General features: G+C 55.4%; 19 protein-coding genes. 17 read left to right on the top strand and 2 right to left on the bottom strand.

Features of this window, described 5'->3' with window-relative positions; all coding sequences use genetic code 11:
• Positions 1-81: 81 nt before the first annotated feature.
• Together ggt and VKV18_RS01140 are read right to left on the bottom strand one after the other, a co-directional pair.
• Complete coding sequence (gene ggt, locus VKV18_RS01145) at positions 82-1,683, bottom strand: gamma-glutamyltransferase (RefSeq protein ID WP_324202394.1); 1,602 nt, start codon at positions 1,681-1,683, stop codon at positions 82-84.
• Positions 1,684-1,844: 161 nt separating this feature from the next.
• Positions 1,845-3,020, bottom strand: a complete 1,176-nt coding sequence (locus VKV18_RS01140; RefSeq protein ID WP_324202393.1) for a hypothetical protein — start codon at positions 3,018-3,020, stop codon at positions 1,845-1,847.
• A 204-nt stretch (positions 3,021-3,224) separates the two neighbouring features.
• Here VKV18_RS01140 and VKV18_RS01135 point away from each other — a divergent pair, with 204 nt between their 5' ends.
• The 17 genes from VKV18_RS01135 to VKV18_RS01055 form a co-directional block, all read left to right on the top strand.
• Positions 3,225-4,418 carry an FhaA domain-containing protein gene (locus tag VKV18_RS01135; RefSeq protein WP_324202392.1) on the top strand — a complete coding sequence of 398 codons (1,194 nt, stop codon included), beginning with the start codon at positions 3,225-3,227 and terminating at the stop codon, positions 4,416-4,418.
• 112 nt (positions 4,419-4,530) lie between these two features.
• The gene (locus tag VKV18_RS01130; RefSeq protein WP_324202391.1) at positions 4,531-6,036 is read left to right on the top strand and encodes a Stp1/IreP family PP2C-type Ser/Thr phosphatase; all 1,506 of its coding nucleotides are present in this window, start codon (positions 4,531-4,533) and stop codon (positions 6,034-6,036) included.
• Between the two features lie 4 nt (positions 6,037-6,040).
• The gene (locus VKV18_RS01125) at positions 6,041-7,981 is read left to right on the top strand and encodes a serine/threonine-protein kinase (protein ID WP_324202390.1); all 1,941 of its coding nucleotides are present in this window, start codon (positions 6,041-6,043) and stop codon (positions 7,979-7,981) included.
• A gap of 138 nt (positions 7,982-8,119) precedes the next feature.
• Complete coding sequence (locus VKV18_RS01120; protein ID WP_324202389.1) at positions 8,120-8,692, top strand: hypothetical protein; 573 nt, start codon at positions 8,120-8,122, stop codon at positions 8,690-8,692.
• Between the two features lie 240 nt (positions 8,693-8,932).
• Positions 8,933-10,234, top strand: a complete 1,302-nt coding sequence (locus VKV18_RS01115; RefSeq protein WP_324202388.1) for an adenylosuccinate synthase — start codon at positions 8,933-8,935, stop codon at positions 10,232-10,234.
• Between the two features lie 496 nt (positions 10,235-10,730).
• Complete coding sequence (locus tag VKV18_RS01110) at positions 10,731-14,141, top strand: hypothetical protein (RefSeq protein ID WP_324202387.1); 3,411 nt, start codon at positions 10,731-10,733, stop codon at positions 14,139-14,141.
• A complete protein-coding gene (locus VKV18_RS01105; RefSeq protein ID WP_324202386.1) occupies positions 14,131-14,343 on the top strand; it encodes a hypothetical protein in 213 nt (70 codons plus the stop codon). Before VKV18_RS01110 ends, VKV18_RS01105 begins: the two co-directional genes overlap by 11 nt.
• A gap of 53 nt (positions 14,344-14,396) precedes the next feature.
• Positions 14,397-15,365, top strand: a complete 969-nt coding sequence (locus VKV18_RS01100) for a tyrosine-type recombinase/integrase (protein ID WP_324202385.1) — start codon at positions 14,397-14,399, stop codon at positions 15,363-15,365.
• A 166-nt stretch (positions 15,366-15,531) separates the two neighbouring features.
• Positions 15,532-15,786, top strand: coding sequence for a hypothetical protein (locus VKV18_RS01095; protein WP_324202384.1), 255 nt, complete (start codon positions 15,532-15,534; stop codon positions 15,784-15,786).
• Complete coding sequence (locus VKV18_RS01090; protein WP_324202383.1) at positions 15,761-15,982, top strand: helix-turn-helix transcriptional regulator; 222 nt, start codon at positions 15,761-15,763, stop codon at positions 15,980-15,982. The genes VKV18_RS01095 and VKV18_RS01090 overlap by 26 nt, the downstream gene beginning before the upstream one ends.
• Positions 15,983-16,096: 114 nt before the next feature.
• A complete protein-coding gene (locus VKV18_RS01085; protein ID WP_324202382.1) occupies positions 16,097-19,294 on the top strand; it encodes a DUF3987 domain-containing protein in 3,198 nt (1,065 codons plus the stop codon).
• On the top strand, positions 19,287-19,754 hold the full coding sequence (locus tag VKV18_RS01080; RefSeq protein ID WP_324202381.1) for a hypothetical protein: 468 nt from the start codon (positions 19,287-19,289) through the stop codon (positions 19,752-19,754). The genes VKV18_RS01085 and VKV18_RS01080 overlap by 8 nt, the downstream gene beginning before the upstream one ends.
• Positions 19,755-19,904: 150 nt before the next feature.
• The gene (locus VKV18_RS01075) at positions 19,905-20,486 is read left to right on the top strand and encodes a hypothetical protein (protein WP_324202380.1); all 582 of its coding nucleotides are present in this window, start codon (positions 19,905-19,907) and stop codon (positions 20,484-20,486) included.
• A 463-nt stretch (positions 20,487-20,949) separates the two neighbouring features.
• Positions 20,950-21,783, top strand: a complete 834-nt coding sequence (locus VKV18_RS01070) for a hypothetical protein (RefSeq protein ID WP_324202379.1) — start codon at positions 20,950-20,952, stop codon at positions 21,781-21,783.
• Between the two features lie 12 nt (positions 21,784-21,795).
• A complete protein-coding gene (locus tag VKV18_RS01065) occupies positions 21,796-22,989 on the top strand; it encodes a redoxin domain-containing protein (RefSeq protein ID WP_324202378.1) in 1,194 nt (397 codons plus the stop codon).
• Positions 22,990-23,078: 89 nt separating this feature from the next.
• Positions 23,079-23,873, top strand: coding sequence for a nucleotidyltransferase family protein (locus VKV18_RS01060; protein WP_324202377.1), 795 nt, complete (start codon positions 23,079-23,081; stop codon positions 23,871-23,873).
• Positions 23,860-25,053, top strand: a 1,194-nt coding sequence (locus tag VKV18_RS01055; RefSeq protein ID WP_324202376.1) for an MFS transporter, incomplete at its 3' end; no start/stop codon positions are given. The genes VKV18_RS01060 and VKV18_RS01055, both read left to right, overlap by 14 nt.

Here is a 25,053-nt window from a genome sequence, read left to right as displayed (position 1 = left end):
TCTATTGGCACACTTCAGATACATTATACTGTGCCGAGCGGGCCAGGCGCAACCGCTCCGCCTTAAACCCATTCATACACGCTAAAATCCCACCGCCTCCCCATCGCAACGGGGGTCGGAAGCGCCAAGCAAAGCCTCCGTTTGCGCATCACGTGCAATGAGCTGGCAAGCGCTTCCGTGAGCCCACGGGCCGATAGGCGCTACCTCATGCCCCCGACGCCGAAGCGTCTCTATTACCGCCGTATCCACCCTGCTTTCGATCTGCAGAAGATTTGCCGGCCCGTTTCCCGCAACGGAAGGGCCGTGCGCCCAACGAGGAGCCTCCAATGCCTGTTGCGGATTCATGCCAAAATCGAGTAGGTTACAGATCACCTGTAAACTCGTTTGAACCTGCCAGTCGGCCCCTGGGGTTCCGCCCACGTAGGCCACGTCTTCCCCACCCGCCGTCTGCCGGGTAATAAGCCAGGCATTGAGGGTGTGCAACGGCTTTTTGCCCGGCTGCAGGAAGTTCGGGCTTTTGGGGTCTAGAGAAAAACCGCTAAGCCGGTTGTTCAGCAAAATGCCGGTGTTCTCCACCACAACGCCGGAGCCATATCCCCAAAACACGCTTTGTATAAAGCTTACCGCGTTGCCGTCGCCATCCATCACACAAAAATAGGTTGTATCGTGCGTCGGTTCTGAATAGCTTTGCAGAGAAGAGGCCCGTTCCATCCGAATTTCATTGCGTCGGCGGGCGGCATAGCTCTTATCCAGAAGTTTCTCCACAGAAACCGACACAAAATCGGGGTCGCCCAAGCATCGCGCCCTATCGGCAAAGGCCAACTTTTTCGCCTCTACCATCACATGGATGGCATCGGCGCTCAGGGGCCCTATCTGCGCAAGTTCAAAACCCTCTACCAGGTTCAGCTCCTCAAGCAAAAGCAGTCCTTGAGATACAGGCGGCTGGCCATGAACGGTATGGCCACGGTAGCTCGTTTCTATCGGCTCCCCCACCCAGGTGCGGTGGTTCGCCAAATCCTCATAGCTCAACAGACCACTTCGTTGCCGGCAAAAACGCGCTATCTCTTCGGCCAACTTGCCCTCATAGAAGGCCTCTCGCCCAGAGTCGGCAATAAGAGCGAGAGTTTTTGCCAAAGCGGGCTGCCGTATGGTTTGGCCTACTGCAGGGGGACGATCCTGACCGGTGAGCGCCCGTAACGTATCGGGAAACTCCTGCCACAACGCCTGCGAGTCGCGAAAAACACGGGCTGTGCGAAAACCTATTGGGTAACCCTGCTCGGCATAGGCAATGGCCGGCTCCAAAACTTTGGAAAGCGGCAAACGTCCCCATCGTTTATGAAACTCGTGCCACACGTCCACCAGGCCGGGCACCGCCACAGAAAGCACGCCGCGCGTGGGAATGGCAGCACCAAAGCGCTCGGCCGTAGCGGCCTGCGGAGCCTTGCCGCTTCCGTTAAAGGCATAGGTTTTACCGGTGGCAGCCTCATAAACGATAAGGAAAGCGTCCCCGCCGAGGTGGCTTGCATGAGGCTCTGTTACACAGAGCACAGCCGATGTCGCGACGGCGGCATCGGCAAAAGAGCCGCCGTCCATTAACATCTTCAATCCCGCCGCCGCTGCCAACGGCTGTGAGGCGGCCACCAGCCCCCGTTTGGCCACAACGATCCCGCGATGCTGTTCCATATTGACCTCCTGCCCATACCGAGCCATGTGCGATATGCAGATGCGCCTTGAATATTCTACTCGAGCCGCCCTCCGCACCCACGCTTTTTATTAGGAACAGGGCAGCCCAAGAGAAAATCCTTCCAAAGGCAGCCTACCTACGGCGGAAAGTTCTGGCATCTCTAGGACTGTTGAGCCACCATAAGGCCTGGGCGAAGCCCCTTAGGAGCAGGCGGTCTGTGAAAAAGTTCATCCTGCGACCGCCAAAAGAACTCATGATTCCATGAGGGTGTTTCGCTGTCTTCACAATAGAGATGGAATCCGTTCCTTATCTTGCTATAGCCTAGCGCATGGCCGGTGTAAGGATCACGTGGCCAGTGCGACAGATTCGGCCTTTCCGGTAGCCGGCCGGAGGCACTGCGCCATGCGAGCAGTTCGAGGGCCGAACGGGTCAGCAACGACTGGGCCATCACATCGGCGCGCACTTTGGCGATGTCGGCATAGAAGGCATGAGGAGCACCTCGCTTCAAGCCGGTTTCAGCGGAACCGTTCATTCCCTTCCGATCAAGCGCTTTAAGCTTATCCACAACCTGCCAGTAGGGCTTTGTCACCAGAGGAAGCGCCTTATTGAGGCGGGTAAGTACCTCGGTGGTATCGTCTTTCGCCTGCCCCTCCCTCGTCGCGCATTCACAAAGCAAAAGCCGCCGTTCGCCCTTTAACGCGCTCACGAAATTCGGCAGAATATAGCCCTGCCGATAACAAGCCAAAGCCTCTTTCACAAACGCGCTATTCTTGCCCTCCACGGCCAAGAAAAAACGCAGGTTTTCAAGGGCGAGCCGTTCGATAGCAGCCTGCGTTAGGCAGGCACTTAGGCAGGGGTTAGCTCCCAGGCGCTTGGCCAACTGAAAGAGAAGTTTCTCGTAGCGCAGCGCCACGTCCTTTTCTCCTTTCCTCATGGAAACGCGGCTTGCAGCGACCAACAAAATGGCGCTTCCTCGAAATATCGTTGCGGCGGGAGAGGTGAGATCAAACGGATAGTGCTCCGTACACGGAACGGAGGCGCTCCTCCCTCCGGCAAGTCGCTCCGCCTGATACAACAGATCGGCATGCAACTTCAATGTTCTTTCCGCCTGACAGAAAGCCACTTCACTGGGCAGGTTCGTCTGGCAAAAAGCGCTCAAGAAACAGAGTTCCCCGCTCTCCGACAGCGCGCGTATCTGCGCTACCATATCGGCCCCAACCGGTGCACGAGAGATAACTTGTGTGGGAGCTGTGCGGGTGGCCCAACTGGGGAAACTGGTCGCAAAGAAAAGGCATGCCATCGTGAGCACGCAACGTGATCTCCAAATCACCGACACCTTGCTTTTTTCCTTTCTTCATCGAACAAAACCGCTTGCACACTCTTGAGCAGCGGCAATTCCAAATAGAAAGACGGAATACTATTCACGGCGTTTCAGTTTTTTGAAGCTTTTCTTCGCGGCCACCCGTTCTAAACGGCCAACGTTGACGGCATTGCTTGATTGAAGCTATAATGCAATCGTTACTGCTAGGAGGCTGGCAAGATGGATATCTTTGAAAAGATCAATCGCTCTTTTGCCCAATGGTATGAGGGACTTTTTGGTGGCAACGACGATGTACGCCCCCGCGATATTCTGCGCATGATCCTCACCGAACTGGAGGAGAATCGAAAAGAGGGTTTCGACACGCGCACCTATGTGCCTAACCAGTACATCCTCGAACTCTGCCCAGAAGATGAGGAGGAGAAAGAGTACCTCCTCTCGTTCCTCGATAAAGCGGAGCTTGAGGAGGCCGTTCGGCGCTACTGTCGTCAGAACCGGTACCATATTCGAGGGGAGCTGGAATTCGTGCTGAAAGTGCTAACGCCCGAAGAAGTGGAGGAGCGACATCCCCCCAAAATATCCATTCGTAGCCGCTACACCGCTCGCGTAGCCACCCCCGCATCCCCGCAGATGCCCCTAGAAGAAGATCGCACCGTTGCCGCAGTGGGTCGCGCCGGGGAGGAGAGCCAAACCGTTGCCGGCATGGCAACGGCCTACCTTCAAATTCAAACGCCTGGAAAATCGGTCTTTCGCTATCCCCTGCTGCGCAGCACCATCTATATCGGGCGTTCGTCGCGCGTCGGCAACGACCTCGTGCTGGAAGAAGACCCCATGGTTTCCAAACGCCACCTACGCATCGAACGCGAGAAAGACGGACGTTTCACACTCTATGATCTCGACAGTACCAACGGAACCTGGGTTAATGGGCATCGCGTAGAAAGCTATGTGCTGCAGCCCGGTGATGATATCCTTATCGGAAGCACCCACCTGGTCTTTGAACAAGAGGCCAAGCCGGTGCCGAACGGTTCAGCAAAACCAACAGCTCCTGAACCTAAAGCGGTCATCGCTCAATTCGGCGGCGCTGCCGCTGAGGGAGATGCCGTTCACCCCTCCCCCGCAACGAAGGCGGAACTGCTGCTTCTAGAGGGCGACAAGGTACGCGATAGTTTCGTGCTCGGTTCAGAGGCTTACATAGGCCGCGGCATCACCAATGATATCGTTCTGCCCTATCGAAATGTGGCCATTCGGCACGCCCGTATGTTCCTTCAGGAGGGTCGCTATCGCGTCGAGCCGCTGGAGGGTGCCCCCGTAAAACTGAACGATATGCTGCTTGAGCCGGACGAGATCGCCGTTTTGCATAGCGGAGACCGTATTCAGCTGGGGGACGTGCTGCTCAGCTTTGAGATCGGAAGTTAACCATGATTGTTTTAGGACTACTACGTTTCGCATTACTGATTATTTTTCTCTTTTTTGGACTTCTGGTCGTTCGCTTGCTCCGCCGAAGCCGCGATTAGGGGAGAGATAAAACGTGCAGATCGTTGCTGAACCGATTCCGATTCGCGTTGGGTGTCGTACCGACGTCGGCCTCAAACGTGAGCACAACGAAGATAGCTTTGCCGTTGTTGACGGGGCGGCTCTTAACGGGCTGCTCGACTGCGTTCTGCTCGTTGCCGACGGGATGGGCGGAATGGGTGGAGGCGATGTGGCTTCCCGAATCACCGCCCATACGGTGCCGGAGACCATCCATCAGCTTTTGCAGACAAGCCCCTATGAAGAGCTACCAAGCCTCCTACTTCAGGCCTTTCGGGTTGCCAACCAAGAGGTTTTCACCCGTCGCGCCGATCGCATCGAGCAACGCAGCATGGGCACCACCTGTGTCTGTGCCCTCATTCGCAACGGCATGTTGGCCATCGCTCACGTCGGCGACAGCCGCGCCTACCTCCTCCGTCATGGACGCTTAAGCCTCCTTACGGCCGACCACTCGGCGGTATGGGAGGAGATACAGGCCGGGCGCATGACCCGCGAGGAGGCCGAAGCGAATCGGTATCGCCACGTCATTACCCGCGCCATCGGCATCGCACCCGATGTAGAGGTGGATACCTCGTTGCACTCCCTTGAAGTAGGCGACATCCTGCTCCTCTGTTCCGATGGCCTCACCACCGAAGTGAACGAGCGGGAGATCGCCCAAATTCTCGTCTCCTCCGCCGATCCTCAAGAGGCCTGCAATCGGCTGGTTGAATCGGCGCTGCACCACGGCGGCTCCGACAATGTAACGGCGATTGTGGCGCGTTATGGCCCCGTAAGCGCCCTTCTGCCATCCGACGAGGAAACCCCTACCGACAATGCCGCCACTTGGCGCCACGCTCTCGCACCGGAAGCGGTTGCTGCCCCCAAATCTGTTTCCAAAGTTACCGTAGGTTGGGTCGTTGCCACGCTTGTGTTGCTCTTGGTGGCTCTTACCGAAGCCGCCGGGATATACTATCTGCGCTCCAAGTTTCACCATGTAGCGCCTCCTCAGCCTATCGTACGCTCCCAGCCACCGCCCAAACCCGCCGTGTTCGGGCCTTTAAGCTATGCCACCACCGCCACAAAACTGCTCGATATGCCGCTGCGCAACGATGTTCTCCAGATCATGCCCAACGGCGACCTCCTGCTGGTCAACCTTCAAGGCAAGCTGATGGACTTCAACCCCCAAACCCACCTTCTGCGCCCTATCCCGGTAAATGCACAACTCCCTCCTGCGCCAGAAACATCCACAAAGAAAACGAAACCTACCGCCCATTTTTTCCTTACTTTAGATAGGGCAGGAAATCGCTATCAAATTCGACCTGACCTACGCTGTATCGAGAAATTTACACCGGAAGGCACGCGCGTCGCGGCCGACATCGGGAAGGGATCCCTGGTAGCCCCTACCTGCTTAGCTGTGGCACCTTCGGGGACGATCTACGTCATTGACAACGGGCGACTGAAATCTATTCAGGCCTACCCGGCGCGCCCGCAAAACTCTGAACCATCCCCCTCTCAAGCGAGATAAAACGATGCCCTTAGGAATGCTCGGTAAATATGAACGCCTTGACATTCTAGGCCATGGGGCCTCTGGAATCGTCTATCTTGCCCGCGACACACTCTTAAATCGCCAGGTGGCCCTCAAGGAGATAGATGCGGAAGCGGGAGATGTAAGACGCTTTCTTGAAGAGGCACGCCTGCTAGACCGCCTTCATCACCCGAACATCGTGCGCGTGCATAGTATCGATCGCATTGAGGGACATCTGGTCATTGACATGGAGTATGTGCGCGGGAAAAACCTGGCCCAAATCCTACGCGAGGAGGGTTCCCTCCCGCTTGGTCAGGCCCTCGACATCGCCATTCAAGTGCTCGATGCCCTCGATTATGCCCATAACCTCCAGACCGTCCATCGCGACATCAAACCGGCCAACATCCTGGTGGGTCGCGACGGGGTGGTGAAACTGGTGGATTTTGGGCTTGCCGAAATCCTGGCCACCAATGCCTATGCCGGTGGCGCCGGCACCTACGCCTACATGGCCCCGGAAGACTTTTCCTCTGAAGACCGGTCTGACTATCGCTCCGACCTCTGGGCTGTGGGGGTTACGCTCTACGAAATGCTGACCGGAGAACGCCCTTTTAAAGTACGCCAAACGCGAGACCCCTTTGCATGGAAACGGGTACTGGAAACAGAAAGCCCAACCCCGATCACAGAATACTTACCGCAGGCGCTTGTTGAGGGGGAGGGCGTCGGCCTTGAGGGGAAGGGCGTCGGCCTTGAGGGGAAGGGCGTCGGCCTTGAGGGGGAGGGCGTCGGCCTTGAGGGGGAGGGCGCCCTGCCCCAGAAAATCTTGCGATTTTCTGGGGACCCCAGTACTGGCCTTGAGGGGAAGAGTGTTGGTCTTGAGCTGGAACGTATACTTGAGCGCGCGCTGGCTCGCAACAAGCAAGATCGCTATGCCACGGCTCGCGCGTTCCGTGACGAGCTTGTAGCGCTGCGCACCAGCCTGTCGCCCGAAACCGCAGAGGTGCGTCTACAACCCCCACCCGCCTATTCCGCTTCTCCCATCCCGTCCAATCGCACAGCAACCCGCCTAGAAAACCCTCCACCGGTGCAGAGGGCACAAGAGATGCCAGGTACCGTCGTTGCCGAGGTGCTGCCGGAGCCTGCAGCCCCCAAAACCTTCTTCCGAAGGCGTCCACGCCCCATCCTTATGGTTGCCGACCCGCAGGAGATAGATTTTGGCGAACTGCGAAAAGGAGAAAAGCGCACCGTGCGCGCACGGGTACTCTCTAAAGGGGTGCAGGGGCCTGTGCAGGGATGTGTTGTTCATGCTCCAGAGTGGGTTGAGGTAAGTCCCATCAACTTTCAACATCCTCGACAAACGCTCCAGATTGTGGCCGATAGCAGAAGAGTCTGGGAAACGGGCGCCTTTGAAGATCACATCACGGTAGAAGGCAGCGCTGGCCAAGTGCAGATTCCGGTGTTCCTTCGCGTACTGCCCGCACGGCCCACCTTTCGGCAAGTGGCCTTCTGGTTTTTACCGCTTTGGCTACTCTGCCTCTCGCCGCTTGCCATGATGGCAGTACATCTCTACCAAGAGCCTACCGCTTTTACCTCCCTACTTCCCAGTCTTTGCATCTCCGGCCTACTTGCCCTCAGTCTCTTCATCACGGCATGCGCCGCCGACCTCGGAACGAACGAGCGGATTGCTTGCCTCGTCTTTATCTTTGTCATGCTCTTCTTTATGGGAGGAACCGCCTCGCTCTGGCGAGAGCATGCGCTAACGCCTTCTGTCCATAGAGCGCTGGTCTACGGAGTGCAGCAGAGCGCCATTCCAGCTTTTCTCCTCGGTGTTATGCTGCTTCTGCAATCGCTCCATTTCCGCAAGTGGAAGCTTTGGGCCGTTGTAATGGCCTGTTTGGGGCTATTGCTCGACGGCATGTTGCTTCGCATTTTGTGGCCATCAGCCTAGCTCGCCAAGAGGACGAGGCAGCTTTCTTGAAGACAGGGAACAAAATTTCTCTGAATCGCTTCCAATATGCTAGACTAAAGAGGTTGCCTTTTTCCTTTCTCAAATCAATATCTTTCTCGATGAGGAGGTTTTTCGCCCATGATTTCCCGCTTTCAGCTGAGCAAAGCCATCGCCTTCGCCACGCTCGTAAGCGTTCCTCTGTTCGCCAAAGCGGATACGCCCTCGCTCCCTGCCACATCGTCTTCGCCTGTCCTCCAGCGTCCAACCCCCGATCTCTTTTCTAAATCCGCTCCCTGTCAGGTTGGGCCTATCATTGGAGGTCATTTCGTTCCTCTCAACCTGCGATTAGGAGCGGAGCTTTCCCCTCGCACCAAATTCGACGGTGGGGTAGACCTCGACGTGCCCGGAGTTCATTTCGGAAGGGGTTCTAGCGCTCGAATCGATTTTGATGCCATCGTCTCGGCGAACTTCGGTGGAGTTTCCACCCTCTTCCCGCTCACCTTTGATCTGATCTACCATCCGGCCTTCGTCGGCATCCATAACCCCTATCTTGGGTTTGGCATCGGCCCCTACTTTGGTGAGCGAACGCGATTTGGTGGCAAAATCGTCTTCGGAGCCAACTTCACACGGGAGCTAGGGCTTGAGGGCGCCGTCCATTTTGCCGGATTTGGCCCTGCGCTCTTCACGCTTCAACTCCGCTTCCCGCTTTAACCTAACAACACACCGACCCTCTTTAGGCAAAGAGGGTCGGTACGGCTCTCATTCCCCGTATGGAAAGCTTTGTGCTATAATAGTTCGGCATTTGGGGTTGCATTTTAAAAAATACGAGAAGTTTGGCAGCCCTATGCCGCTATTCTATCGCCTCCGGATCCCCTCAGGTGGAGGGAAAAGGGAGGAACGAAACCGCCCCGCGCGGCTTCGACTCCCGTGGGGCTGGAGGTCGAGAAACGTATGAACAACTTAGTTATTGTGGGCGCGCAGTGGGGCGACGAAGCCAAAGGGAAGCTGATAGACTATTTGGCCCAAGAGGCGCGCATGGTGGTTCGCTACGGCGGTGGCAACAACGCCGGCCACTCGGTGAAAGTAGGTAACGAGGAGTTTCGTTTCCATCTCATTCCTGCCGGCATCCTTCATCCGCACCTTCAATGCGTTATCGCGGCGGGCACCGTTATAGACCCGGCCATCCTTTCCGAAGAGATCGCCGATCTCAAACGGCGTGGCGTGGAACTACACAACCTTCACCTTTCCGCAGCCGCCCATGTCATTCTCCCTTATCATCGTCTCCTCGATGAACTCGAAGAGAACCGACGGGGCGAAGCGAAAATCGGGACAACCGGTCGTGGCATCGGCCCGGCCTACGCCGATAAGGCCGCCCGCATCGGCATTCGCCTCGGCGATTTCATTCATCCAACGCGTTTTAGAGAACGCCTCACGGAGGTGCTCGCGCTTAAAAACGCTATATTAACCCATGTCTATCAACAGCCCCCACTAAACGCCGACGCGCTTTTCGAGGAGTATGCAGTCTACGCCGAACAGATAACACCCTATGTCTGCGATACAACTCCCCTCATCCACGCTGCGGCCGTGCAGGGCGGCGTGCTTTTTGAGGGCGCACAAGGGAGCTTGCTCGATATAGACTTGGGCACCTATCCCTATGTCACCTCGTCGCACCCTATTGCGGGCGGGGCCTGTCTGGGCACCGGCGTGGGGCCTACCCTCATTAACGGTGTAGTCGGCGTTGCCAAAGCGTATACCACCCGTGTTGGGGCCGGCCTGTTCCCCACCGAACTGCACGACGCCACCGGCCAATATATTCGAGAAAAAGGCCACGAATACGGCACCACCACCGGCCGCCCAAGAAGATGTGGGTGGCTCGATATTCCCGTCCTCCGCTACTCCGCCCAGATCAATGGGCTTACATGCCTTGCTCTGGGCCATCTCGATGTTCTCTCCGGCCTAGATGAGGTGAAAATCTGTTATGCTTACGCCGATAGGCAAGGCCGCACCCTCGACGTACCCTCCGTCGAGATTTTCATGGAGAACACCGTGACCCCCCTCTACGAAACCCTTCCAGGTTGGCATGAAGACCTCGCCTGCGTGCGCGATGTTAAAGACCTGCCTTCCACCGCCCTGCGCTATATCCAAAGAGTGGAGGAACTGACTCAACTCCCCATCGCCATGCTTTCCGTAGGGCCGGAACGCAGCCAAACGATACCGCTTAAACCTGAACTCCTGAACTCACACCGGGTCTAAAGGAAAGCTACAGGTTATGCCGCGGGCATCGCCTCATCGGTTTTGGTGTGTCGGTAGTGGATGGCCTTACATTGCATGTTTGGAGGATATAAGTCCTGACCTCGGATGTTTAGACCTAGACAGAGAGTTTCTTTTGGTTCACTTCCTCTCGTAGAGGCTACGAGAGGATTTTTGTCAAAAAGCATACTGCATAGTATAATTGTAGTTGTTCCGCAAGGGCTTCGCGTCTAAGCACAGGGAACTCGGTGCCGCTGATACTCGATTTGCAATCTAGGCTCAAATCTCGCTTCGTGAGGCCCTCCATGCAAAGAGCGAGACAACCGTTATAACGCGGCCTTAAAAAGGCGCTCGCTGCACCTAGGCTCAGCGGCAAAGCTGAAATTTGACAAAACCTGACTTCTTCAAGAGGGAATAAGCGCCTATTCGACGCCCATGTTGGTTGAAGGCCGTTCCCTCCGCACACTATGCGGCGGAACAGAGATTAGGAGACAACTGAATGACCCACGACGAACTCCGGCAGGAAGCCGACACTCCGAACGCTTCAGAGGAGACGCTTCCTACGCAGGGGCCGTCTGATGCGGATGCGCCGCCCGCAACGCGCCGCCGAACCCGTAGGCGCACGGGGTCTGCCGCAGCATCCACATCGGAACCGGCATCTGGGACAAGTTTAACGGCAACAAACAATGAAAACTCGGAAGACGTAGAGGGGAGTGCAACCCAAAGCTCAGAGACGTTAGAGACAGCCGAGGAGCCTGTCCCCAAAGCCTCCTCTGCGAAACGCACAACACGCCGACGCAAAAAGAGCGCGGTCGAACCATCGCCTCCAAATGCCGCCGATGTTGCGGCGGAGGGAACCTCATTGGCTAAGGCGCCCCCAGAAACCAAAGGAACAGGGAACGACGGCACGACAGCCGAAGGCGCTAGCCTCGCCGAAGTGCAAACAGAGGAGCCTTCCTCCGCCGAGCAGCCGGTGTCTAAACCGCGTCGCACGTCTAGACGCAAAAAAGGGGAGGAGGCTTCAACGCTGACACCCCTCCCCGCAGCGCCAGATTCTCAGGAGAGCGTTAGCCCCCTAGCGGAACCGCCCTCAGAAACGCCTCCCTTAGAGGTCACCTCACAAGCTTTACCTACTCAGGAAGCGCTGCCGACACCCGAATCGGCAGCCGACATAGAAGCGCCTACCGCCCCCATAGAACGCCCGCAAAAGCGCTCCGATGCCCAAAAGACAGCAGAGACTAAACCCACGCGGCGAGGCGCAAAAAAGTCGCTCGACGAGGGGAAGGGCGTCGGCCTTGAGGGGAAGGGCGTCGGCCTTGAGGGGAAGGGCGTCGGCCTTGATGCCGCACCCGCATCGGCTACGGCCTACCCAAGAGAGCGGGCACGTACTACCCGCAGACGTACCGAACGCGCGCCGGCTCTGCCGGAGACGCTGCCCTCCGCAGAAGAACCGCCCATAGATATCGCCGTCGGTGCCCACATTGTGGAGCGCGACGGCATGCCGGTGATTCTGATCAACGGTTGGGCCTATCCGCCCACTCTCTTCTTTGGTAACCTGAGCGACGAAAAATGCACGGCCCAGGTGCTTCGTGAGATTCGTCAGGCAGCCCAAGCGGGCATTCATCTCCACTCCACTCTGATCGAACTCCCCTGCCCCCTCTCCGAAGCGAGTGAGACACTGGAGATCATCGACTCACGCCTACGCGCCATTCTTGAGGCCGACCCTGAAGGGTTCGTCATGCCACGGCTCGTGTTCTACCCGGCTCCCGGCTGGCGACGCGAGTATCCCCTTGAGATGAGCACTTACGCCGACGGCACCATCGGCGATCCCTCCATCACAAGCCAGCGGTTTTGGCAAGAGTGCGAACGCTCCCTGCAAACCCTCATCGAGCACCTGCGCCTGCAACCTTGGGGCGAACGCATCTTCGGCTATCACCTCGAACGAGGGGAGTGGTTTCAACCCGCCGATCTCGGCTTCGACCGCTCGATGGCCAATCGTGACGCTTTTCGAGACTGGCTTCGCGAGCGCTACCAAGGTAGCCTTATAGCCCTCCGCGCAGCGTGGTTCGATGGCGACGTGCAGTTTCATACGGCGGAAATACCCGCTCTTCCCACCAAACCCGACCCAACGCGCGCCTTCTTTGAGACACGCCGCGAACGCCACCTCATTGACTTTATGGAGTTCACCTCCGAAACCACCGCACGACGTATCGTTTCCCTGGCGCGCACCGTGAAACGCGCTACAGCCTACCGCGCCCTGGTTTCGGTATGCTACGGGTACACGTTCGAGTTCACCCACGGATACAGCGGTCATCTTGCCCTCGATAGGCTGCTGGCCGAGCGTTGCATAGACCTAATCTGCGGCCCTCCTTCCTATCGAGATAGAAAGCCCGGCGGGGCCGCCTCCTTTCCGGCTCCGGTCGACTCCATGTGGCTTCACGGCAAACTGTGGCTCTCGGAAGACGATACCAAAACCCATCTAGCCGTTCCCAACAAAACACCCGACGATTTTAACCCGCGCCTTGCAGACGCACGTCAAACCGAACAGGCTCAACTGCGCACCATAGGCCGCGCCCTTGTTCATCGCACCGCCGTAGGCTGGATGGACCTCTGGGGGGAAGGCTGGCTCGATGACGAGGCCATCTGGAAACGCCTGAACCTCTTCGCCAATATCGTCTCTGCCCCCGGCATCCCTCGAAAAGACCCGGAAGTGGTCGTTCTGATAGATGAAAAGAGCCTGCTTCATATCCAGCGTGGTGAGGGGTTCTTCCGTCGTTTCACCACCGAGATGCGCGATGTAGTGCAGCGCTGCGGCGTTGAATATGGCCTCTACTTGCAAAGCGACATCACCTCGCCGAACTTTCCAACCGAAGGCAAGCTCTACATTTTTCTCAATCCCTTCCGCCTTACGTCGGAGCAGCGAACGGCCATTCGCGAGAAGTTGCACTCCGGCAAAAAAACACTCGTTTGGCTCTACGCGCCGGGCACGTGCGAGGCGAAACCACGCGCTTCAAGCGGCATGGAGGAGACCGCCTTCGATGTGGTGGGCATTCGCTTGCGCATGCAACCTTGGAGCGCTGAAATGGGCTCGCGAGTTGTGCAAACCGCCCACCCCATAACGGAACGCCTTACCGACCTCGAATTTGGCTATCGGGAGCGTCTAAACCCCTCTTTTTATGTGGATGATCCCGATGCCATCGTGCTGGCCGAATATATCGAAACCGGCCTGCCCTCCATGGCGGTGAAACAGCTTGGCGATTGGAAGTCCGTTTTTATCGGCGAGACGGTTCTACCGCTGGAACTGTTGCGCGGGCTTTGCCGTTTCGCCGGCGCCCACCTGTGGGTTTCTGAGGGCGAACACATCGTAGAGGCCGGATCGGGGTGGATCGTCCTTCATGCCACACAAGATGGCCGGTGTGTCCTGCGCCTGCCAGCTCCCGCTGCTCTCTATGACCTCGCTCAATGCCGCCTGCTCTCCCAGGAAACCGCCGAATATACGCTGCCTCTGCGCCAAGGCACAACCTATCTCCTCCTTGCCGCCTCTTACCATCAGATGGAGCGCATTGGCCTTCCTCATCTGGATGAGCCGGTGCAAGACGCCGCGTCTCCCCTGCTGCCTGAGGCGCTGCCAAAAACCGATCTCGACCCAAGCGTGGTGGCGGAGGCCCTAGAGACCCTGCAAGCGGTGCTCGCCCCCACGCGCGAGGAGCTAGGGCTGGAGCCAGAGGCGCCTGCGGCAAACGGCAGCGAAGAGGAACCCGCCGATACCGGGGAGCCGCTCTCTGCCGGCAGGCGACGCCGCAGACGGCGCGGAGGGCGCGGCCGAGGAAAACAGCAGAACGGTTCTATAGAACGTAACAACACGAATAACAACCATCCTCCTAAGGAGGATAACGCGCGTGAACCCTAAACTCTCCAACAAGCAACTCATCGCCTTCAAAATAGGGGCACGCGCGCATAAGTTCCTCCTGGAGGGCTGCCCCCTGGAAGGATACGACTATCTCTTCGCATGCCTGCAAGAGGCGAAGGCAACCGATACAGAGCTTTATGCCCTCCTTTGCAAGGAACTTGATAAGTTCGAACTCAGGCATAAAAAGCTTGACGAGACTTAAAACAACGTGATATACTCTCATTATGCCGGCCTTCCTCCGCTATGGAGGGATACATGCTTCACAACAATCGAAATACTTTGGCCGCTTTGGCCAAACGAGTGGACGTTACCCTGAAAGAGTCGCTCTCTATCGAAGCTGCAGAAGCCTACTTCCAAAGCTTCCTGTACACCAAACAGATCAGTGGCGTAAGCGATAACACCCTTGACTGCTATAAGCGAAGCTTCAAAACCTTCTTACGCTTCGCTAAAGAACACGAACGAGACCGTCTCAACACCGAAACCCTCAAGGCCTTCTTTGCCTATCTCCAGCGCAAAGGGCTTAAACCCTGGACCGTCAACTCCCGCTACACCGCCCTTCGTAGCTTCGTAAGCTATCTTCTCGAAGAAGGGGAACTCGACGTAGACATTCTAGAGGGCGTGCCACGTCCTATCATTCGGCAAGACGAAATCGCCCCCTTCACAGAAGACGAGGTCATGCGCCTACTCGAAGCCGCAAAGCAAACAAGACATGCCGAACGCAACTACGCCTTGTTGTGCCTTCTCTTGGACACGGGTATGCGCATCAGCGAAGCCCTAAACCTCAACGTTGATGACATCAACATCAGGACACGAGAGGTGTTCATTCGTCACGGCAAAGGCAACAAAGGGCGTGTCGTGCCGATTTCCCCTCGATGCTACAAGGCGCTGGTAAGCTACATCAAGACACGAGAAGGGATAAAAGATGACGACCCCCTCTTCGTCACGGAACGAGGAACCCGATTCGTCCGTGCGTCTGCAGACCGACTCTTTGAAGTGTTGGGCAAGAAGGCTAAGATCACGGGTAAGCGGTGTTCCCCCCACACGATGCGACACACCTTCGCGATTATGTTCCTGAGGAACGGTGGGCGCCAACTGCCCTTGATGAAGATACTAGGACACACCAGCTTGGCCATGACGAACCGTTATGTGCAGCTCGCCGGTGCCGATATGGCAAGGGAACATGAGGTAGCAAGCCCCTTGGCCAACTTGGGGAAGAAGAAGTAGGCTAAACCCCACACACACCCCTAAAACCCTCTAGCCCTTTCGCTTTTCTATGGCGGAAGGGCTTTTTGTTTGGCCCCAAAAAAAATTCACCTCCGCCTATTAGCGGGCCCTGGTAAAGCGACGTGGCATAACTTGTTAGAACCCGAACCAAAGGAGAACCAAAAAGATGTGGGTATCGCTCAAAGAGTACGCCGAACTGAATGGTCTTGAATACTTTGGAGCTTACAACCGAATCAAGAAAGGTTTGATTAAGGCACCAGTTCGACGCCACTATCGCCAATGGCAGATATGGGTCGCACCTCGTGAATTTATTGAGATGGAACTCAAAAAAGCCATTCGTGAGGGGCGCGCCGAAGTTGCCGCTACGCTTGCCGCAAAGCTGGAGGAGATAGAGAATGAGACGAAGATTCAAGGAAGCTAGAGAAGCAGCGGGACTTACACGAGAAGAGGTAGCTAAGAGACTTCGGATTAGCGAGCGGTATCTTGCCGCTATCGAGAATGGGCACCACCTACCTGGTGGGCTTCTCCTTCAAAAAATGGCCGCCATCTACAAGCTTGACGAAATCGCTCTGTTACTCGCAGAGCGAGACAATGGCAAGGAGGGGCATGCAAACTAAAAGCTGGAGGAAGGCCGGCAAACCTCTCCTTCAAGGCAAGGAACGCCCCCCCCTTGCCAAAGCAAAAAAAAGACACTGCCGGCACGAAGCCGGCTAAAAACAAGGAGGAATAAGATGTCCAGAACGATTTTACTAGGGAATCGTTCCTATATCTTCTACGAAAACAAATTACAAAATGCTTCGCCAACAGGAAGCGGCTACATCTGCAGCTGCCCTTGCGGAAGCAATCATGCGAACGGTGATGAGCACCCTTCGCTTTCGATCACCATCGAAGGCACGAAGCTTCTCCTCCACTGTTTTCGAGAATGCCCCTTCGGCGACATCGTGCGAGAGTTTGAGCGAATGGGTATTTTGGTTCCGCTGAATGACCAACGCCCTGCCGCTGCCGTCGTAAAATCTGCTCCAATGAGACTAGAGAAAACGAAAGCCCTCGCACTTTATGATCGGCAGCAGATGCTTCGTTTTGCCCAAATATATCGAGAAGCTGGTCTGAATCCTATTCCCATACCGTTCGGGGAAAAAGCCCCAATAGAGACATGGAAGGAGTTTCAGGAAACCCCCTTCGATGCGAAAGAATTTGAAAAGAGGGCACAATCGCCCTCGAACTTAGCGGTCGTATGTGGGCAACGATGGAATTTGGTGGTGCTGGACATTGACGATCTCAATGTCTTTCGAGAAAAAATTCTCGAACCAAACAGTCTAACGATCGAAGAGTTCCTCGAATTGTGCCAAGCAGAAAGCGCGCACGTTGAAAAGACGGGAAAAGGCTACCATGTTTATTTCGCCTTTAGCGAGCTGCCTTCGCCACTCTTAGAAAAGCAAGCTACACTAAGGCTTTGCGGGTTTGAAGTTCGAACGCAGCACACCGAATTGTGCGTCGTAGCCCCTTCATATCATGCCCAAAGCGATTGTTTCTACAATGCGTTGACGCCCCCTGAGACTTTGAAAGATCGAAAAACCATACCACAGGAGATTCTGGAAATGCTAACAAAAGCACTCGAACAAGCTTCGGTCGCCAAAATCGAATGGCACTACCCGCTTCCTCTCGACGAAGAGGTCATTCTTCCCCCTGTTCCGTTGGGAAGCTTCCCCTCTCTCCTTCGGGAGATGGCCGAAGAGATCAGCACGAAAATACAAGTTTCTGTCGAACTCGCTACCAGCGTTCTTTTGGGCACGCTTAGCGCTTGCGTGGCCGGCGGATGGAGAGTAGAGCCGAAAGAAGACTACAAGGAAGAGTTAGGTTTGTACGTCCTGGCTATCGCGCCTAGTGGGGAGCGTAAGAGTGCTGTTTTTGAATTCGTGACTGCCCCCTTCCTCGAGTGGGAAGCGAAAAAACGCAAGGAAGCAGAGGAGGAGATAGAACGCACCGAAGCCCTCATGGAAGCCTATCAAGGGCGAAAAAAAGAGATAATCTCGAAACTCTCAAAGTTAGAGCGTTCGGCGCCAGAACGAGCTGCACTCGAGCAGGAGCTGCAAGAACTCACAAAACCAGAGGTTCGGAAACCCGTTCGCCTACTTGTGCAGAGTGCTACCATTGAAGCCTTCGAGCAGCGCCTAGAAGAAAACAAAGGTCTGGTCATCGTCCTAGATGACGAACCTGAGCTTTTACGGGTTGTGGTAGGGGGAAGATATGCGGAAAACGCTTCTCGCTTGGCGCGCACTACCGGTGCCTTGCTGAAGGCCCATGGAGGAGCGCGCCTTGTGGTTGATCGAAGAGATCGGAGCGTCGATCTCGCACGTGCCGTAGCGTCCATAACCACATGCCTTCAACCTCATGTCGCAAGAGAGCTGCTTCGTGATGGGGAGTTGGTGGCTTCGGGTTTCCTTGCACGTCTCCTCTATTGTTGGTGTCCTCCTGTAGCCGGCGAACGCACTTTCTGTCGAGATGAGATTAAGCCGTCCTTGAAAGAGAGATGGCGCACTTTAATGCGAACCCTCTTGTCTGCACGAATAGAGCGTTTCCCAAACCCTTCGCGACTCATTTTGTCTCCCGAAGCGTTTGAGCGTTTTTGCCGATATCATGACAACGAAGCGGAACCCCTTTTGAGGGAAGGAGGGATACTCTGCGAAAGAAAAGAATGGGGTTCACGATTACCTGGAGTGGTGTTGCGGATAGCTGGAATTCTCCAATTGGTGGAGGATGTGGAAAGCACCAAAATCACTCTGGAGAACCTAGAGAGGGCAATAGAGATCGCAGGATGGTGCGTTCAGCATGCCCTCTATGCCTTCGCACAAGCGAATTCGGACACCACACGGAACCTCGCCCTCACCCTCGCAAAAAGAATCAAGGAAGAAGGCCTAAGAGAGTTTACTATGCGGGATGTCGAACGATGGTATCATGCTACCGCAGACGATGTTTCGGTCGCATTAAACTTTTTGGCCAAAAACGGATGGATTCGCACCGATCAGATATACCCCCAAGGGGCCGGTAGGCCTAGCACCAAATGCTTCGTTAACCCCCTCGTTTTCGATTCCGATCCCCCCAAAACCTGTGACAAAATTGACAAAATTAGTTCCAAAGGGGGGGTAAGCCGAATTTTGTCTATTTTGTCACACGATTCTACGGACTCCGATTCAAAAATCCCCCCAACTGAAGGGGACGAAACGCCAGAATGGGCGGTGGTTAAGGAGGATAAAGAAAACACACTTCATGACGACGAGGAAGCGGATGAACTCTCACCGGTGGGGGGTGACGACGCAGAACCCGAATGGGTGATTGACGATGCCTTCGATGAAGACGAAAATCCCTTCTCTGAAGAGTCGGAAACAGACACGCTAACAGAAGACGATGAATATCCTTTTGATCAAGACGAAGAGGAGGAAGAAGCCGATATAGATCCGTTCGATGATGACGAAGAGGGAGACCCGTTCGCCGAAGACGAAGCAGCAGAACCCGCTCCCCCTCCAGCTGAAGAGAACCACACCGTAGAGGAGATTCCCTCTTCCCCTTCACCTCCACCTCCCACCGCTGACGTAAACGCCAAGTTAGATTATTTAGCATGTTATCTCAGAAAACGGCTTGAGCAGGTAGGGGAAATTTGTATGACACCAAACCAAGCGGGTTATGGGCAAGTCGCATTTTACATGGAGGAATTGCGAAAAAGAATCCTTCCTGCCTTCACCCTCGTAAAGGCGGAAAACGACGTTATCATAGCACGACCTGCCCTTAGTGACGAAGACAAAGAGTTCCTCACCAAAAGCAAAGCCTTGTGGGATTCACCGCAAGTCTTAGCCCAAGTTCTCAAGAGTGATGTTTTTGCTGTTGTTGCTGCCATTGAAGACCTGAAGCGAAAGGAGAAACAACATGGCTAACCTCACCAAAGCTTCGGCTATCGCCCTCTGCATTCTGCTGGAAGCCGGTGGTACGATGCCCCTCTCTCAGCTGTTCCCAAAGCTTCGTACCCAAGCCGAATGCGATTACGATGCCGCTATCGAAGCCCTCGATGCCCTCTACGAGCATGGAGAGATCGGCTACGACTTCGACGTTCCCACCGCTATGCCCCTTGCCTACGTTAAAGACAAGCGTCCTGCCTTGCCCCAAGACATCGAAGGCCTTGCCGTCTTGTTAGGCCTTGCCTTTGACTTCTACCTCCAAGACAACAACAAGGCCCTGGTACGCATTCACCAGCTGGAAGAGTTCATGGTACCGCTTCGTGCCGTAGCCGAACACTTCGAGGAGCTACGAACCCTCCTAGAGCGGCACGGCTTCGCCCTCAGCGTCTGCCCTGATGGGTTCCTGGTGAATCGCACACACCACCCCCCTGTGCGCTGAAGGCGGAAAAAGGGTTCCTTTCAAACGGTGGTGGTACATTCGGATGGAGTGTGAAATCGAGAAGGCTTGAAAGCACAAGGCCTTTATATTAATAGAGAGAGACGAACCGTAAGGTCGAGGAGACGAACCAAACGCAAACAAGGAGGGAAGATGGAAGGTCAAAAAGGGCGCTGGATTTTAGCTTCCGTCTATGCTGCCGAAAAAGGGGTGACCAGAGAAGCGATCTACAAGAAGATAAAGCGAGGAGAGTTACGTTCTAAGCACGAAGACGGTCGTGTATGGGTATGGGTGGAGGGCGAGGAAGCTTCGCTTGAGAAGCTGTTAGAAGCGGCCCAAGAGGGGAATCTGACGGCAGCACGGGTTTATGAATCCCTCATGCGCGCCGGATACTACCAAGAGATAGCGGCCAAGACGAGGAAAGAGCGGGAACTCTACGATAGGGCTTATTTGGACGCCAAAGCCGTAGGCGAGATCGTCAAGGGTACGGTCTTTGACTTAGTTCGGTTGCTGTTGGCGATAGGCTATGAGGGCATGCAGCAGTATTGTAGAGACGATGCCGCTTACCGTCAGTTCCTGGATAAATTAGCCAAGCGGATAGAGGTGAGCTTAAGGAACCGGTTACGAGGGGATACGGGTGAGGTAGGCTTTTCCGAACTCGATGAACTCGAAGCAGAGCTGCAAGCCGAAGACGCTTCCGAATTTGGAGGAGGAGAAGCCGAAGCCGAAGGGTGAAACAAAATGGCCATTGTGAAGTGTTTCTTATTTTTCCCCAACTCTTGAGGTGTGCCGAAACTTGCCTTAGGCCTAAGCCCATCTCTTTGCGAGTCCCTCTTCAAAAAGGCCTACTGCTGCCGCTAGAAGCCGTTTCTAGCCGTCACGCGCAAAAGCCTTGCGTGTCTTTATCCCCCTTGTTAGAAGCTTCTAGGAAGTCCTTCTGTGTAGCCCTTTTCAACCCCCAACAAGCCTTTTGGGAACTAATCTAAGCAGGAAGTCGTAATACAATACACATACTTTTGGCGGTTTTTGGGAAGGCCTAAGACGGCGTTTTGAGAGTAAATCAAGGTCAAAAATGCGCCATACTTGATAAGTTCGAAAAACGTATTGCGGCCATAATAGATCAAAGCGAGCCTTAGGTGCCCCGTCGCCTGGCCCGCGCTCCCTTTCAAATTAAACAACCTAAGTGAGGTGCCTTCGTATGAAAGTCGCTCGGTTCTTTGGATGGTTTGGGGTAGTGTTAGCCTGTTTGGGCGTCTCGGCAGCGGCGCAGGAACCGAACAACACAACGGCTAACCCCTACAGTGGACTACGTCCCGAAGTTGCCACCCTACTGCAGCAGGCCACTGCCGCCTACCAACATATGAACTCCTATCGCCATACCGCAGAGCTGATTCAACGGGATGCCCAAGGCCAAATCATTGTAGACCGCGCCTATACGCTGGCCATGGTTCGCCCCAACAAATACTGCTATCGCTCGGAAAGCAACTCCACGAATACCGTCGTCTCCGATGGGCAGTACATCGTGAACTACGATGGTAATGATAAAACTTATACGCGCCTTAGGGCGCCCGCCTCGCTCACCCAGTTCGACTTCGTAAATGATGTGAACTTCGATGGAGTGGCCTCCTACCTCGTCAGCCTCATGCTTCAGGGGAATCCCCTAGTTGACCCAGAGTTACGTGCTGGCTTCCAGGCGGCCCCAGCCCCAACCACCGTAACCGATAACGGGAAGACCTATCAGGTTCTCTCGATCAATCTATCCGACCAAGATATGCCCGTTTCGCTCTATTTTGACCCCACAACGCACCTTCTCCATACATCGGTTCAAAAAGGGGTAGATAAAAGCGAACTCGCCGAGATCATCGAGAACGTGAAAATCGATCAGCCCGTGCCCGACGACCTGTTCCAATTTGCCGTCCCCGCGGGCGCCCACTGGATCACGCTAGGGCCTACACGCCAGTCGCATCTCCTCGTGGCCCTCCGCGAGCAGGAGAAGAGCGCTCTGCGCCAGAAAATCCTGCGCTCGTTTTGAAAGGAGACATCTATGAACACCTACCATCGCCTCTTTGTAGGCCTCATCGGCGCTCTCTGCAGCCTCGCTCCCATACGCGCTGCCAAGGCTGATAACAGCCTGCAAAATGTTAAGCCGGATGTGGCAGCCGTATTGAAAGCGGCCTCATCGGCCTACGATAAGCTCACCGCCTACGAACATACTGAAACCTGGACTCTCCACTCCGCTGATCAGAAAACGACCTCTTTTGTTACCAAACTCGCCTTTAAACGCCCCAATCGCTTCTACGTCCAAGCCTCTTCGGACGATGACCTCCTCATCTCGGACGGACAAAACCTCTACACCTACAGGAAAGCCGTTCAGGAGTACACCAAAGACGCTGCCCCCACCTCTTTGGCCAAGTCCGACGATCTCCTCGGCGCCATACCCCGCAACCGCTTCGTGAGCGTGCTTGTGGTGCTCATCGTGCAACACAGTCTTGATAAAGCCTCCGGCTTTCTCTCTTTGGCCACACTAGCCCCACCCACGAGCTACCATGGGCAACTTTGCAACGATATGGTCGTCAAAGCGGGAGCCACCACCATTCACATCTACTTTAACAAACAGACCCACCTCCTGGCCGGCGCCTACTGGAAACACGATGCCGAATCGGTTACCGAAGAGCTAAGCGACGTCCATACGAATTCCGCCGTCCCGAACGACCTTTTCACCTTCGCCCCTCCCGGCGATGCGAAACTGGTAGCCGATCTCGATGACCCCGAAGAGCTGGCGATGCAACAAAAGTACGTTGGGAAACCGGCCATTGACTTTAGCCTTAAAGACACCAACGGGAAAACATGGGACCTCGCCGATCTCAAAGGAAAGGTGGTTATTGTGGATTTTTGGGCGAGTTGGTGTGGGCCATGCCAAATGGTAATGCCTACTATCGAGAAAATCTACGAGAAGTACTCCGATAAGGGCGTTGTGGTGCTGGCCGTTAACACATGGGACACTCCCGATGCCTGCGCCGCCTTCTTAAAGAAACATCCCGAATACAAGATGAACGTGTTGTTAGACCCGGCAGGAAAATCCGAAGATTCTGTGGCCACAAAGCTCTACGGCGTTCAAGGCATTCCGACAACCCTCTTCATAGACAAAGACGGAATCGTGCGCACCTACGCCATCGGCGCCCACCCACCGGAGTTTTATATGGCTCAGCTCAAAAAACTCGGTGTCATAACCGACTAGACATCGTAAGTAAACCGCTCCGCCCTGCGGCTACCTAGGCGGCAGGGCGGAGTGATAAGGATACATAAAGAGCGCAGAGGACATGCTCGGTGGAATTTTATGATGCCATCCTGCCCGCCGACGGGCGCATTGGTGGGGCTTTTGCGGCAAAAGTTGGCACAACCATAAAAGCGCTCATCCCTTGGCAAGGGCAAACGCTCCTAGGTAGTGCTCTTTCTGCCTTACGTTCCACCCGCCAGGTGAGGCGTGTTGTAGTTATCGGGAACGAGGAAGTCGCCTGCGAAGCCCGACGCTGCGGTGCCGATGCCGTCGTCCCCCCAGCACACTCGGCACCGGAAAATATCGCGCTGGGCATTCAGTGGCTGTGCGAACAAACCGACGGCCCCACAGAGAAACTGCTTCTGCTTACCACCGATCTGCCCTTTATCTCCTCCGAGGTGCTAACCAACTTTCTTAACGAATGCCCTGCCGATGCCGACCTCGTGGTGCCCGTCGTGCGTCGCGAGGTGTTTGAGGCCCGTTTTCCTAGCTCGCCGGCGGTCTTCGTACGGTTAAAGGACGGATACTGGACAACAGGCTGCGTTTTTCGCGTCTCTACCTCGCTCTACCTGCATCTGCTGCCCTTATTAGAGTCTCTCTTTCATTCACGCAAGAGCCAGTGGAAAACGGCTCTTCGCGTGGGGCCTGTTGTCGCCTGGCGTTTTTTTACCCATCAACTCACGGTTCCCGAAATTGTGCAACGGGCCGAAAGGATACTTCAGTGCAGAGCCTTCGCGCACGCCAAAGCTCCTCCCGAGGTCGCCTACGACATAGATAACCTTTCAGACTACGAAAAGGCCTTCAACTATCTTCCAGGCGGAGCGACATCGCGTGAACCCCAATAAGGACGATTCCGGCGCCCCCCAAGGCTTTCTAACCCCAAGCCAAATCTTTTGGTACAGTTTGGCCAATTTCGGCTATGGCACCTTCTTCTCTTTGAATAATGCCCTCATCGCCCCATTTCTCAGCAGTTTCACAAAAAACGCCATTCTGATGGGGCTTATGGGCAGCACCCATTCCTTTGAAGGGGCGATCATTCAACCTCTTGTGGGCACCGCAAGCGACCGTTTGCGCCACCCTCTCGGTAAACGACGGCCCTTTATACTGCTGTTTACTCCATTGGCCGCTCTCTTCCTCGCCCTGGTTCCAGCGGCAACCCACCTCCCCTCTTCTATCCGTCTTGGTCTTCTTGTGCTTCTCATCTTCCTATCCACCGTCCTTTTCAATATCGCCTACGATCCCTATCAGGCGCTCCTACCCGACATCACCCCGGAACCACAACGGGGGCGCGTTACCGCCATCTGGAGCCTGTTTGGACTGTTCGGACAAGCGATGATCCTCCTCATGCCGGGCAACTACACCACCAAATTTCTGCTTTCTGCGGCTCTCATGCTCATTCTAGCACTCATCACCTGTCTAACCACACCGGAACCTCCTCCTCTTGAGGCATCGGAAGGAGACATTGAACCCCCCTCCTTTAAACAGCAGCTTGTCCGCGCTCTTCAAGGGCTTCGTGTTTTACGCCAGGCTCGGCTAGGACTACTTGGCTTCTTCCTTGCCGGTCTTGGCATCGGCGCCGTGCTGCCTCTGCTCACCGAGTTCGTCATTCATATCACACACTGCACGGCCAATCAGGCCGCTCAAATGTTTCTCATTCTTATGGCCTCTACCGCCCTCGCCGTTATTCCGGCAGGCCAAATAGCTGACCGAGTTCTTACTCCCAAAAAGACTCTCATTGTCGGCTTCCTGCTTATCTTTATCGCCTGCCTTTGCGGGCTGCGGGTCACCACCCTCACGCAAATCGCCTGGGTCATGGGGTTGGCCGGCATCGGCAACGCGGCTCTCAGCGCCTCAAGCTACCCTCTATTGGCCGACATCGTGCCTCCGGAGGAGGTGGGTTTCTACGTGGGGCTACAGTCCACCGCAGCCTCTTTGGCTCAGCCGCTCACTATCATTGTCACAGGTGCTCTTGTGAACCACGGCAGTTATCGGGTAATTTTTCTGGTCTGCGCGCTTTGCATTCTC

It is taken from the genome of Chthonomonas sp., assembly GCF_035294505.1.
Lineage (GTDB): Bacteria > Armatimonadota > Chthonomonadetes > Chthonomonadales > Chthonomonadaceae > Chthonomonas.
The sequence above is the reverse complement of the archived record's forward strand: the minus strand, read 5'-3'. Positions and strand labels throughout refer to the sequence as shown.

Excerpts from the sequence above, each read along its gene's own strand:
- ggt (WP_324202394.1), bottom strand. The coding sequence starts at position 1,683 with ATGGAACAGCATCGCGGGATCGTTGTGGCCAAACGGGGGCTGGTGGCC.
- VKV18_RS01135 (WP_324202392.1), top strand. The coding sequence starts at position 3,225 with ATGGATATCTTTGAAAAGATCAATCGCTCTTTTGCCCAATGGTATGAG.
- VKV18_RS01125 (WP_324202390.1), top strand. The coding sequence starts at position 6,041 with ATGCCCTTAGGAATGCTCGGTAAATATGAACGCCTTGACATTCTAGGC.
- VKV18_RS01120 (WP_324202389.1), top strand. The coding sequence starts at position 8,120 with ATGATTTCCCGCTTTCAGCTGAGCAAAGCCATCGCCTTCGCCACGCTC.
- VKV18_RS01115 (WP_324202388.1), top strand. The coding sequence starts at position 8,933 with ATGAACAACTTAGTTATTGTGGGCGCGCAGTGGGGCGACGAAGCCAAA.
- VKV18_RS01110 (WP_324202387.1), top strand. The coding sequence starts at position 10,731 with ATGACCCACGACGAACTCCGGCAGGAAGCCGACACTCCGAACGCTTCA.
- VKV18_RS01100 (WP_324202385.1), top strand. The coding sequence starts at position 14,397 with ATGCTTCACAACAATCGAAATACTTTGGCCGCTTTGGCCAAACGAGTG.
- VKV18_RS01095 (WP_324202384.1), top strand. The coding sequence starts at position 15,532 with ATGTGGGTATCGCTCAAAGAGTACGCCGAACTGAATGGTCTTGAATAC.
- VKV18_RS01090 (WP_324202383.1), top strand. The coding sequence starts at position 15,761 with ATGAGACGAAGATTCAAGGAAGCTAGAGAAGCAGCGGGACTTACACGA.
- VKV18_RS01085 (WP_324202382.1), top strand. The coding sequence starts at position 16,097 with ATGTCCAGAACGATTTTACTAGGGAATCGTTCCTATATCTTCTACGAA.
- VKV18_RS01080 (WP_324202381.1), top strand. The coding sequence starts at position 19,287 with ATGGCTAACCTCACCAAAGCTTCGGCTATCGCCCTCTGCATTCTGCTG.
- VKV18_RS01075 (WP_324202380.1), top strand. The coding sequence starts at position 19,905 with ATGGAAGGTCAAAAAGGGCGCTGGATTTTAGCTTCCGTCTATGCTGCC.
- VKV18_RS01070 (WP_324202379.1), top strand. The coding sequence starts at position 20,950 with ATGAAAGTCGCTCGGTTCTTTGGATGGTTTGGGGTAGTGTTAGCCTGT.
- VKV18_RS01065 (WP_324202378.1), top strand. The coding sequence starts at position 21,796 with ATGAACACCTACCATCGCCTCTTTGTAGGCCTCATCGGCGCTCTCTGC.